The 11,373-nt window shown below is 68.5% G+C and carries 10 protein-coding genes; 8 read left to right on the top strand and 2 right to left on the bottom strand.

The annotated features are described in order from the left end of the window. The first annotated feature begins 272 nt into the window (after nucleotides 1-272). From JJL56_RS21885 to JJL56_RS21850, 8 genes are all read left to right on the top strand, one after another. Nucleotides 273-1,586, top strand: coding sequence for an alanine racemase (locus JJL56_RS21885; protein WP_200486256.1), 1,314 nt, complete (start codon nucleotides 273-275; stop codon nucleotides 1,584-1,586). Nucleotides 1,587-1,607: 21 nt separating this feature from the next. Then, on the top strand, nucleotides 1,608-2,276 hold the full coding sequence (locus tag JJL56_RS21880; protein ID WP_200486255.1) for an amino acid ABC transporter permease: 669 nt from the start codon (nucleotides 1,608-1,610) through the stop codon (nucleotides 2,274-2,276). 14 nt (nucleotides 2,277-2,290) lie between these two features. Further along, nucleotides 2,291-2,941 (top strand): amino acid ABC transporter permease, encoded by a 651-nt coding sequence (locus JJL56_RS21875; protein ID WP_200486254.1) that lies wholly within the window; start codon nucleotides 2,291-2,293, stop codon nucleotides 2,939-2,941. Then, nucleotides 2,928-3,656, top strand: coding sequence for an amino acid ABC transporter ATP-binding protein (locus tag JJL56_RS21870; RefSeq protein WP_200486253.1), 729 nt, complete (start codon nucleotides 2,928-2,930; stop codon nucleotides 3,654-3,656). Before JJL56_RS21875 ends, JJL56_RS21870 begins: the two co-directional genes overlap by 14 nt. Nucleotides 3,657-3,741: 85 nt before the next feature. Continuing rightward, a complete protein-coding gene (locus JJL56_RS21865) occupies nucleotides 3,742-4,545 on the top strand; it encodes a transporter substrate-binding domain-containing protein (RefSeq protein WP_200486252.1) in 804 nt (267 codons plus the stop codon). A 35-nt stretch (nucleotides 4,546-4,580) separates the two neighbouring features. Beyond that, nucleotides 4,581-4,925, top strand: coding sequence for a RidA family protein (locus tag JJL56_RS21860; protein ID WP_200486251.1), 345 nt, complete (start codon nucleotides 4,581-4,583; stop codon nucleotides 4,923-4,925). A 90-nt stretch (nucleotides 4,926-5,015) separates the two neighbouring features. Beyond that, on the top strand, nucleotides 5,016-6,050 hold the full coding sequence (locus tag JJL56_RS21855; RefSeq protein ID WP_200486250.1) for a M14 family metallopeptidase: 1,035 nt from the start codon (nucleotides 5,016-5,018) through the stop codon (nucleotides 6,048-6,050). Nucleotides 6,051-6,094: 44 nt separating this feature from the next. After that, on the top strand, nucleotides 6,095-7,204 hold the full coding sequence (locus tag JJL56_RS21850; RefSeq protein WP_200486249.1) for a LacI family DNA-binding transcriptional regulator: 1,110 nt from the start codon (nucleotides 6,095-6,097) through the stop codon (nucleotides 7,202-7,204). Between the two features lie 49 nt (nucleotides 7,205-7,253). On the opposite strand, the gene JJL56_RS21845 is transcribed toward JJL56_RS21850, so the two are convergent. After that, nucleotides 7,254-8,378: an AI-2E family transporter gene (locus JJL56_RS21845; RefSeq protein WP_200486248.1), complete on the bottom strand. Its 1,125-nt coding sequence runs from the start codon at nucleotides 8,376-8,378 to the stop codon at nucleotides 7,254-7,256. Between the two features lie 130 nt (nucleotides 8,379-8,508). Continuing rightward, nucleotides 8,509-11,271 (bottom strand): MGH1-like glycoside hydrolase domain-containing protein, encoded by a 2,763-nt coding sequence (locus JJL56_RS21840; protein WP_247891185.1) that lies wholly within the window; start codon nucleotides 11,269-11,271, stop codon nucleotides 8,509-8,511. Between the last annotated feature and the right edge of the window lie 102 nt (nucleotides 11,272-11,373).

Raw genomic sequence — 11,373 nt, 5'->3', positions numbered from 1 at the left:
CGACGCGATAGCGCGCGGCGGGTTCGCTGCAGGACAGGTTGGGCAGCATCGCCTGGACCCGCAGGCCGTGCCGGCGGCCACGTGGCAGGCGGTGCCGAGCCTCGGCGGCGGCGTGTCGTTCCTGGTGGCTAATTGACCGGAGCGGACACCGAAAAAAGAAAGCGGCCAGCCTCCAATGACAACGTTGTCATTTGCACCGGACGGCGTTATGGTAACGTTGTCATCCGGCGTTCGTCGCCTCGTCCTCATCTGGCCGATCAGGATTGCCCCTCATGAGCGTGTTTCTCGATGCCCTGCTCGACAGCAGTTTGGACGACAGCATCCGGGGGGTGCCGCCTGGGACGGCGCCGCTGCGGCTGCGTGATGTCGGCGCCCGGGGCTGGAGGCCGGCCGCGGGCGACATGGCGCTTCCGGTGCTGACGCTCGACGAGGACGCCTTCGCCGCCAACCGCGACCTGATCTTCGCCTATGCGCGCCGCCACGGCGTGGCGTTGGCGCCCCATGCCAAGACGCCGATGGCCCCGCAGATCGCCTCCGCCCTGGTGGAGGCCGGCGCATGGGGTGCGACCGTCGCCAACCTGCAGCAGGCCGCCGTTCTGCTGCGCGCCGGCGTGACCCGGCTGATCCTCGCCAACGAGATCGGCGGCCGGGCCAGCGGCGAACGGCTGGGCGCGCTGCTCGCCGCCCATCCCGACGCCGACCTGCGCGCCTTCGCCGACTCCCCCGCCGCGGTCGAGACGCTCGCCGCCGCCGCGCGCGCCGCCGGCCGGCCCCCCGAACGTCCGCTGTCCGTCCTGGTCGAGGTCGGCGCCGGCCGCGCCGGCGCCCGCGACCGGGCGGCGGTGGACGCGATCCTTGCCGCCATCGTCCGTCATCCCGGCCTGCTGGTTCTCGACGGCGTCGCCACCTACGAAGGGGCGGTCGCCACCGCCGATCCGGCCGAAACCGCCGCCAACATCGCCGCCCTGATGCGGCGCACGGCGGAGGCCTTCGCGCTGGTGCGCTCGCTGGCGCCGGAGCGGCCGCTGCTGCTCACCGCGGGCGGCTCCGCCTTCTTCGACATGGTGGTGACCGGTCTGGCGCCGGTCGCAGCGATGGACGGCAACGCCACGCTGGTGCTGCGCAGCGGCGCCATCTTCTTCCACGACCACGGCGTCTACGAACGCGCGCTCGGCGCGCTCGACGCCCGGCAAGGGTTCGCCTGCGGCAGCGCGGCGGCGGCCGATTTCCGCCCGGCCCTGCGCCTGTGGGCGGAGGTGCTGACCCGGCCGGAGCCGGAACTGGCCATCTGCGGCTTCGGCATGCGCGACGCCTCCTTCGACCAGGATCTGCCCCGACCCCTGCGGGTCCACCGCGACGGCAGCGCGCTCTCCGCGGAAGGCTTGCGGGTGACCCGGCTGAACGACCAGCACGCCTTCGTCGCCGTGCCGGCCGGCCATGATCTCGCCGGCCCCGATCTCGCGGTTGGCGACATCGTCGAATTCGGGATCTCGCACCCCTGCACCTGCATCGACCGCTGGCGGGTGCTGTTCGGCCTCGGCGCCGACGGGCGGGTTCGCAGCGCCTACCGCACCTTCTTCGGCTGATCCAAGGCGGCCAGACACGCCATGCAAACTTTGAATTTCCAGCAACTCCTGCGCTACCAGGACCAGCTGATCGACGGCACGCTGCACACGCTGCTGCTGACCCTGATCGCGGCGGTGATCGGCACCGCCATCGGCGTCGCCGGGGCGGCGGCGGTGCGCGGCGGGCCGCGCCCGGTCCGCTGGGCGATTCGCGGCTATGTCGAGCTGATCCGCAACACGCCGTCGCTGATCCAGCTGTTCGTGGTCTTCTTCGTGCTGCCGGGCTTCGGGCTGCGGATGGGAGCCTTCGAGGCGGCGGCGATCGCGCTCGGCCTCTATTTCGGCGCCTACTGCACCGAGATCGTCCGCGCCGGGCTCGACGCCATTCCCGGAAGCCAGGTCGAGGCCGGCCAGTGCCTGGGGCTGACCCCCTGGCAGGTGTTCCGCCATGTCGTGCTGCCGCCCGCCCTGCGCAGCGTCTATCCCGCCTTCACCAGCCAGTTCGTCCTGCTGCTGCTCGGCACCTCGCTCGCCTCGCAGATCTCGGCGGAGGAGCTGTTCCATACCGGCGGCTTCATCGAGACGCGCACCTACCGCAGCTTCGAGGTCTATGCCGTGATCTGCGGCATCTACTTCGCCCTGGTGATGACCTTCAAACTGCTGTTCGCCGCGGTGGGGCGCCTCGCCTTCCGCTGGCCGGTGCGGCGCTGACGGAGACACCGGCCATGCGTTCCTTTTCCCTCGCCGACTTCCTGTCGCTGCTCAGCGCGCTGCAATGGACGGGCGTCCTCGTCCTCATCGCGCTCGGCTTCGGCGCTCCGCTGGCGCTGGCGCTCGCCCTGATGCGGACCAGCGCCCGCCGCGCGCTGCGCTGGACCGCCACCGCCTTCCTCCAGATCGTCCAGGGCGTCCCGCTGCTGGGCCTGCTGATGTTCTTCTACTTCGGCATGCCGGTCTTCCTCGGGGTGGAGATGCCGCCGCTGGTCGCCGTCGGCATCGCCATGACCGTCTACACCGCCTCCTTCCTCGGCGAGATCTGGCGCGGCGGCATCGAGGCGGTGAAGCACGAGCAATGGGAGGCCGCCGCCTGCCTCGGCCTGTCGACCTGGCACCAGTTCCGCTACGTCATCGCGCCGCAGGCCTTCCGCATGGCGCTGCCGCCGACCGTCGGCTTCCTGGTCCAGCTGATCAAGGGCACGTCGCTGGCCTCCATCGTCGGCTTCGTCGAACTCGCCCGCGCCGGCCAGCTGGTCAGCGCCGCCACCTTCCAGCCCCTGCTGGTCTACTCGATCGTCGCGGCGATCTACTTCGCCGCCTGCCTGCCGCTCACCCTGTGGGCGCGTTCCCTGGAGGCCCGTCTCAATGGCGCTCGTTGACATCCGAAACGTTACCAAGAGCTACGGTTCCATCGAGGTGCTCAAGGGGGTTTCGCTCAGCATCGAAGAGGGCGAGATCGTCACCATCATCGGCAAGTCGGGCTCCGGCAAATCGACCCTGCTGCGTTGCATCAACGCGCTGGAGCGCATCGACGGCGGCGAGATCACGGTGGAGGGCCAGTCGGTGCGCACCGACATGCCGAACCTGCGCGGCTTCCGCCAGCGCGTCGGCATCGTTTTCCAGGCCTTCAACCTGTTCCCGCACCTGACGGTGGAGCGCAACATCACGCTGGCCCCGGTCCTCAACAAGCGGATCGCCAAGGCGGAGGGCCGGGCGCTGGCGCTGGATGTGCTGGCCCGCGTCGGGCTGGCCGACAAGATCGACGCCTATCCGGCCCAGCTCTCGGGCGGGCAGCAGCAGCGCGTCGCCATCGCCCGCTGCCTCGCCATGGGACCGCACCTGATGCTGTTCGACGAGGTGACCTCGGCCCTCGACCCGGAGCTGGTCGGCGAGGTGCTGAAGGTGATGGAGGACATGGCGCGGCAGGGCATGACGATGGTCCTGGTCACCCACGAGATGGGCTTCGCCCGCAACGTCGCCTCCAAGATCGTCTTCATGCACCAGGGCCGCGTCTGGGAGGAGGGTCCGCCGGCGGAACTCTTCGCCAACCCGCGCACCCCCGAACTGCGGAGCTTCATCGCCTCCGCGCGCTGATCCCATTCCCCCAAAACGGCCCCCGCATTCGCCTGCCAAGGTCAGGACAAGGGCCGGACAACGACCAGAACAGAGGAGCAATGTCGTGAGACTCTTCCGGACCCTTGCCGCCGCCGTGGCGGTCTGCGCCACCGTTGCCCTGTCCTCCGCCGCCCTGCCCTCCGCCGCGAAGGCGGATGCCCTGCAGAACGTGCTGTCGGCGGGCAAGCTGCGCGTCGGCGTGCTGCTGGACGCCGCCCCCTGGGGCTTCAAGGACGCCAAGGGCGAGGCCGCCGGCCTCGACATCGACCTTGCCAAGCTGATGGCCGCCGACATGGGCGTGAAGCTGGATCTGGTCCAGGTGACCGGCGCCAACCGCATCCCCAGCCTGCTCGCCAACAAGGTGGACGTGCTGATCGCCGCCGCCGGCGCGACGCCGGAGCGCGCCCAGCAGGTGACCTTCTCCCAGCCCTACGCCGCGGTCAATCTCGGCGTCTACGGGCCGAAGGCGATGGCCGCCGCCACCGATCCGGCCGAACTGAAGGGCCGTAGCATCGGCGTCGCCAAGGGCTCGACGCTCGACATCTGGCTGACCGACAACGCCCCCGGCGCCAAGCTGGTCCGCTTCGAGGACACCCCCGGCGCCATCGCCGCCTATCTGGCCGGCCAGGTCGAGACCTTCGCCGAGAACAGCGCCATCGCGCTGAAGGTCTCCGAGGACAATCCCGGCAAGGACGTCGAGCTGAAGTTCCTGATCCGCCAGTCGCCGGCCCATGCGGTCGTCCGTCACGGCGAACAGGATATGGTCAACTGGATCAACACCTTCCTGTTCTACAACCGCCTGAACGGTAAGCTGAGCGCCCTTCAGATGAAGTGGTTCAAGGAAAAGCAGACGCTTCCGCAGATGTAATCCACCGTTCGGCATCGCAAGAGAGGTTTTGTTCGATGATCACGAGGTTCCAGGTCGGTTCGCGCATGAGCCAGGCCGTCGTCTGCCAGGGCATGGTCCACATCGCGGGCCAGGTCGCCAACAACCGCACCGGCTCGATCCGGGAGCAGACCCGCGACGTGCTGGCGAAGATCGACGCCCTGCTGGAGGAAGCCGGCAGCGACAAGTCCAAGCTGGTCGCCGTCAACGTCTTCCTGCCGCACATCACCGACTTCGACGCCATGAACGAGGTCTACGACGCCTGGATCGACCCGGCCAACCCGCCGGCCCGCGCCTGCACCGAGGCGCGGCTGGCCGACCCGGACCTGCGCGTCGAGATGACGGCCGTCGCCGCCCTCTGAAGGGCCTCTTAGGCGAACCGGAGGAGGCGCCGGGCATCCGCTGCCCTGGCAAACGCTGTTGAGGCGCCCCTCCGCCACAAGGTTTTTGGAATGCACACTGGCCTCTACCACGCGCTCGATTTCGCCGCCGACGGCAAGTCGCTGGATTTCCTCAGCATCCCGTTCTCGGTGGATCGCTCCCCCTATTATCAGGTGAAGGTTCCGGTCTGCCGCGTGCGCAACGGGGCTGGTCCGCGCGTGCTGCTGATGGCGGGCAACCATGGCGACGAGTATGAAGGCGAATTGCTGCTGGGCCGGCTGTTCCGCCGGCTCGATCCCGCGCGCATCCGCGGCGAGGTGACGATCCTGCCGGCCACCAACGCGCCGGCCGTGATGGCGGCGCGGCGCCGGTCGCCGCTGGACGAGGGCAACCTCAACCGCGCCTTTCCCGGCGACCCCGCCGGAGCCCCGACCTTCCGGCTGGCGCATTTCCTCGAGCACGAGCTGTTTCCGCGCCACGACGTGGTGTTCGATCTGCATTCCGGCGGCACCTCGATGGCCCACCTGCCCTGCGCCCTGATCGAGCGGCAGGGCACGCCCGACCGGCTCGGCCGCGCCCTGGAGCTGATGCAGGCGCTGGGCATGCCCTACGGCTTCGTCGCGGAGAACGGCGCCACGGCCCCGACGTCGATGGCGGCCGCGGCGCGGGCCGGCGTCATCGGCATCAGCGGCGAGTTCGGCGGCGGCGGCACCGTGACGCCAGAGACCATGGCCTACACCGCCCGCGCGATCGACAACCTGCTGATCGCCGTCGGGTTGACCGATGCCCCGGTTCTCTCGGCTGCCGGACCCGCACCCACCCCCATGCAACTGCTTCAGCTTGACAGCCACCGCCAGGCGATCTACGCGCTGCGGCGCGGCTGGTTCGAACCGGCGGTCGACGTCGGGGCGCGGGTCGCCGCCGGCGACCTCGCCGGCTGGTTCCACGACCTGACGCGGCTCGACCAGCCGGAGGAGGAACTGCGCTTCCAGGAGGCGGGAATCGTCATCTCGCGGCGCCTGCACAGCGACAGCGAGGCCGGCGACTGCCTGATCCAGGTGGCGCGTCCGGTCGAGGAGGCGGGCATCCTGGCGCGCGCGGCCTGACCGCGGATTGACAACCGCGGATCAACAGACGGGAGACGGGCGGCATGAGTGACACCAGTGCGGCAAAGCGTCCGCCGACCATCGACGACGTCCTCCGCCTCCGGGCAGCGGAACCGTTGCCTTCAAGCGACGGGAGCCCGGTCGAAGGGGTGGCCCGCGAGGGGGCGGCTCCGCCGCGCATCGTCGAGATCGCCCGGCTTGCCGGGGTTTCGCCGATCACCGTCTCGCGCGCCCTGCGCCAGCCGGAGAAGGTGGCCGAGGCCAAGCGACGCAAAATCCTGGAGATCGTGGAGCGCACCGGCTACGCCACCAACCCCCACGCCCGCGCGCTGAGGTCCGGTCAGTCGAACATCGTCGCCGCCTTCGTCTCAAACCTTCAGAGCCAGCAGTTCTGCCTCGCCGTGCAGGGCTGCGGCGAGGTTCTGGAGCCTCAGGGCTACCAGCTGATGATCGGGCAGACCTCCTACTCCTACGCCAAGGAGACGACGATGATCCAATCGCTGCGCGAGATGCGTCCGGCTTCGGTCATGTTCACCGGCGTCATCGAGATCGAGGAGAACCGGCGGGCTTTGCGGGCGCTGGGAATCCCGATCATGGAAACCTGGGCCTATCCCCGCGACCCGATCGACATGCTGGTCGGCTTCTCCAACATCGACAGCGGCCGTCTGGCGGCCGAACATTTCGCCGAGCGCGGCTACCGTCGCGTCGGCTTCATCGGCCGCCGCAGCGGCCGCGGCGCCCTTCGCCTCACCGGCTTCCGCGAGGGCGCCCGCGCCGCCGGGCTCGACATCGTCGCCGAACTGTCGGTCGACGGGGTCAGCAGCATGGTCGACGGCCGCCGCGCGCTCGGCGACCTCCTGTCGCGCAACGCGGCGGTCGAGGCGGTGTTCTGCGCCAACGACCTGCTGGCGACCGGCGCGCTGCTGGAGGCACGCCGCTTGGGCATGCGCCTGCCCGACGACATCGCCGTCCTCGGCTTCGGCCACAACGACATCGCCGAAGAGCTGCCGCCCGGCCTGACCACCATCGGGATCGACAGCCGCGACCTTGGCCGCCAAGCCGGATCGATGATCCTGCAGAGGATGCGCGGCGAGATGCCGCCGGAACCGACCCGCGCCGTCGAGCTGACGCTGACCCGTCGCGGCAGCAGTTGATGCGCGCGGGAGCAATGGCCGATACTGTTCGTGTGAGACTCCCCGGCGCCTAATCCGCCACGGCGTCGCCCGGCTCGTTTCCCCCGCTCCATTCCCGAATGAGGCCGTAGGCCACGGCGAGCAGCGTCGGGCCGAGAAAAATGCCGATCAGGCCGAAGGCGACGAGACCGCCGACGATTCCCAGGAAAATGATGATGAAGGGAAGATCGCTGCTTCGACCGATCAGGATCGGGCGCAGGATGTTGTCGAGGCTGCCGACCAGCACGCCGACCCAGGCCACCAGAAAGATCGCCATGCCGGTGCGGCCCTGGCTGGCCAGCCAGATCGCGGCGGGCAACCAGATCAGCGCCAGCCCCATCGGCACCAGCGCCAGGAAGAAGGAGACGAAGCCGAGGAGCAGGGCGCCGGGAATGCCGGCGATCCAATAGCCCACGGTGGCGGCGATGGCTTGCACCAGCGCGGTGCCGAGCACGCCATGGACGACTCCGTTGATCGTCTCGGCGGCAACGTCGAGGGACTGACGCGCGCGGGCGCCGGCGATCCGCCCCACGATGCTGCGCAGCCGGCGCACGGCGGTGCGGCCGTCCCGGTAGAGGAAGAAGGCGATCAGGACGCTCAGCGCGATCAGCGACGTCCCCGAGAGAAGATGCCCACCGCTCGCCAGCGCCAAGTCGCGGATCTGGCCGATGTAGGGCTGGAGCGTCGTGCGCAGATTGGACTCGCCGCTCACCAGCACGCTCCACGTCTCCTGCAGCCGGTCGCCGAGCATCGGAACGCCGATCAGCCAGTCCGGCAAGGGCGGAAGTCCCCGGTCCATGGCCGCGTGAACCGTTTCGACGACGCGGAAAACATTCTCCGACAGCTTTATTCCAAGCGCCGCGAGGGGGCCGACGAGGATCGCCATGATCATCAGCGTCATGATCGCCGCCGCCAGCGTGGTGCGGCCGCCGAGCGCTCGCTCGATGCGCCGGTGCAGCGGCCAGGTGCTGAAGGAGAGAATGACGGCCCAGAGGATCGCCGCGATGAAGGGGCGCAGCACCACGAAGCAGCCGATCAGCAGGATCAGCATCATGGACAGGACGAGCGCCTTGCGGACATAGCTCATCTCGTACCGCTCCGGGGATTCCGAGGCGTCGGCGTGCGGCATGAGCCGGTCGTGAATGAAGTCCGCCATGGCTTGTGATCCCTTCAGGGCGCGATGGCCCAAATACCCTTGTCGATCTTGCAGACGTTCATCGGGTGGGGATGCCGCTGCGCACGCATGCTGTTGGACCGGACATGACGGCAGGAGAGCCGGCGCATCCTCACACGTGCTGTTCGTGGACGGCCCTGTCGGCGTGGGCTCCCTTCGCGCTGTCGAGGAAGCCGTCCGCCGTGGTCGTTGCGAAGACATGCATGAGGCGGGCGACCACCCCGGTCCAGCCGGTCTGGTGACTGGCCCCCATGCCGGCGCCGATGTCGCCGTGGAAGTACTCGTAGAAGAGGATGTGATCCTTCCAGTGCGGGTCCTGCTGGAACGTCCGGGCGCCGCCGAACACCGGCCGATTGCCGCGTTCGTCGCGCAGGAAGATACTCTCCAGGCGCCGCGATATGTCCCGTGCGACCTCATAGAGGTTCATCATGGTCCCCGACCCGGTCGGGCATTCGATGAGGAAGCCGTTCCCGAAATAGGCGTAGTATTGGAGCAGCCCGCGAACGATCAGCGCGTTGATCGGCATCCAGATCGGCCCGCGCCAGTTCGAATTGCCGCCGAACATGCCGCTGTCGGACTCCGCCGGCAGGTAGGGAACGCGGAATTCCTCGCCTCCCACGACGAAGACGTAGGGGTGGTCGGCGTGATGCCGGGACATCGACCGGATGCCGTAGGGGCTGAGGAACTCCCGTTCATCCAACATGCGCGTCAGAACCCGGCGCAGCCGGCCTTCGTTCAGGATGGCGCCAAGCCGGCGCCCGCCGAACCCGATCTGCCGCGGGTCGTGCATGGCGCCCACCAACTCCGGGCGATCGTCCAGGAAGGAGTGGAAACGCCTGGCGATGTCCGGGTGCTCGGCCAGGACGTCGCCGTCGAAGACGCAAACGGCGCACAGCGGCAGCAGACCCACCAGGGATCGGACCTTGAGACGCTCCGTCCGTCCGTCCGGCAGCCGCAGCACGTCGTAGAAGAAGCCGTCCTCCTCGTCCCACATGCCGGTGTCGTCGCCGATGCGGGTCATCGCCGAGGCGATCCACAGGAAGTGTTCCGCGAATTTGACGGCCATGTCAGCATGGAGCGGATCGGTCTTCGTTAGTTCGGCCGCGATTTCCAGCATGTTCAGGGAGAACAGCGCCATCCAGGCCGTGCCGTCCGCCTGCTCCAGACAGCCGCCGGTCGGCAACGGCGCGCTGCGATCGAACACGCCGATGTTGTCGAGCCCGAGGAAGCCGCCTTCGAAGACGTTCCTTCCCTCGCGGTCCTTGCGGTTGACCCACCAAGTGAAGTTCAGGAGCAGCTTGTGGAAGGTCTGCTCAAGCCAGCGGCGATCCGCCTCGTCGCCCCGCGGCTTCAGCAGCCGGTAGGTGAAGATGGTCGCCCAGGCGTGGACCGGCGGGTTCACGTCGCCGAAATTCCACTCGTAGGCGGGAATTTGCCCGTTGGGGTGCAGATAGCGTTCGCGCAGCATCAGCTCCAGCTGCTGCTTGCCGAAGTCGGGATCGACCAGCGTCAGGGCGAGCACGTGGAAGGCCAGATCCCAGGCCGCGTACCAGGGGTATTCCCACTTGTCCGGCATCGACACGATGTCGGCGTTGTGCATGTGGTGCCACTGGCTGTTGCGCGGGCCGATCCGGCGGGCCGCCGCGAACGGGTTCGCTCCGTGCTGCTTCAGCCAGGTGCCGACGTCGTATTCGTAATACTGCTTGCTCCACAACATGCCCGCCAGGGCCTGACGGAACACCAGCGCCTCGTCCGCGCTGAACGATGGCGGGGTGAGGAACGCGTAGAAGGCGTCGGCCTCCCGGCGGCGGGCGTCGAACAGGTCGGTGAAGGCGGTGCCGAAGACATCGTCGCCCGCCGCTTCTCCAGCCATCTTGTCCGCGTCCAGGCGCAGGCGGATGGTCCGGCTCCCGCCGGGGGCGAGGGTCAGGCGATAATGGGCGGCGGCCTTCGTGCCGGACTTGTCCGGATTCACCGCCTCCGCCTGCCCGCGCACGACGCAGGCGTCGATCCCGTCCTTGACGTAGGGGGTGCGGTTCGGAACACCGTACAGGCGCTGTCGGTTGGTCTCGTTCCCGGTGAACAGCAGCTCCGGACCGCCGTCGCAATGCAGGGCCTTCTCCCCCTCCTCGGGATCGAGGGCGGCGATGCGGCGGCCCGGTACGGCTTCGCGGAGCGTGGGTTTGCGCGCGGTGTCCTCGGAACCGTCGTCCCGTGACCACTGGTTGCGCCACCACAGCGTCGGCAGGACGTGCAGGTCCGCCGCCTCCGGCCCACGGTTGTGGATGGTGATCTCGATCAGAATTTGTTCGGGAGATGCCTTGGCGTACTCCACGAAGACGTCGAAATAACGATCCTGGCCGAACACGCCGGTGTCGAGCAGCTCGTATTCCAAGTCTTGGCGGCTCCGCCGGCGGCTCGTCTCGACCAGATCGTTGTAGGGAAATTCCGCCTGCGGATATTTGTAGAGATACTTCATGTAGGAGTGGGTCGGCGTGCTGTCGAGGTAGTAGTAGTATTCCTTCACATCCTCGCCGTGGTTGCTTTCGCCGTTGGTCAGCCCAAACAGCCGTTCCTTGAGGATGGGGTCGCGCCCGTTCCACAGCGCCAGCGCGAAGCAGAGCCGCTGGCGGTCGTCGGAGATGCCGGCCAAGCCATCCTCTCCCCACCGGTAGGCGCGCGAGCGGGCATGGTCGTGCGGGAAGTGGTTCCAGGCATCGCCGTGTTCGCTGTAGTCCTCGCGCACGGTGCCCCATTGCCGCTCGCTGAGATAGGGACCCCACATCTTCCAGGGGACACCCTGTTCGCGCGCCTGATCGAGCCGCACCTGCTCGGCGGTCCGACCGCCCTCCAGCCGTTCACCCCGGTCAGGCATTTCCCCCTCCCTCGCTGGATCGTTCATCGATGTTCCCGCTCATCCGGCGCCGACGGAGACGTTCTCGGAGACGCGCCGCGTCAGGGGGCGGATCGGTGGATG

Source organism: Azospirillum aestuarii (assembly GCF_016632405.1).
GTDB classification, from domain to species: Bacteria; Pseudomonadota; Alphaproteobacteria; order Azospirillales; family Azospirillaceae; genus Azospirillum; species Azospirillum aestuarii.
Note: the sequence above shows the minus strand (reverse complement) of the source record. Positions and strands in the feature narration are given on the sequence as shown.

Bases quoted from the DNA above. Each gene is read 5' to 3' on its own strand.
- JJL56_RS21860 (WP_200486251.1), top strand. From the start codon at position 4,581: ATGATCACGAGGTTCCAGGTCGGTTCGCGCATGAGCCAGGCCGTCGTC.
- JJL56_RS21855 (WP_200486250.1), top strand. From the start codon at position 5,016: ATGCACACTGGCCTCTACCACGCGCTCGATTTCGCCGCCGACGGCAAG.
- JJL56_RS21870 (WP_200486253.1), top strand. From the start codon at position 2,928: ATGGCGCTCGTTGACATCCGAAACGTTACCAAGAGCTACGGTTCCATC.
- JJL56_RS21845 (WP_200486248.1), bottom strand. From the start codon at position 8,378: ATGGCGGACTTCATTCACGACCGGCTCATGCCGCACGCCGACGCCTCG.
- JJL56_RS21885 (WP_200486256.1), top strand. From the start codon at position 273: ATGAGCGTGTTTCTCGATGCCCTGCTCGACAGCAGTTTGGACGACAGC.
- JJL56_RS21875 (WP_200486254.1), top strand. From the start codon at position 2,291: ATGCGTTCCTTTTCCCTCGCCGACTTCCTGTCGCTGCTCAGCGCGCTG.
- JJL56_RS21840 (WP_247891185.1), bottom strand. From the start codon at position 11,271: ATGCCTGACCGGGGTGAACGGCTGGAGGGCGGTCGGACCGCCGAGCAG.
- JJL56_RS21850 (WP_200486249.1), top strand. From the start codon at position 6,095: ATGAGTGACACCAGTGCGGCAAAGCGTCCGCCGACCATCGACGACGTC.
- JJL56_RS21880 (WP_200486255.1), top strand. From the start codon at position 1,608: ATGCAAACTTTGAATTTCCAGCAACTCCTGCGCTACCAGGACCAGCTG.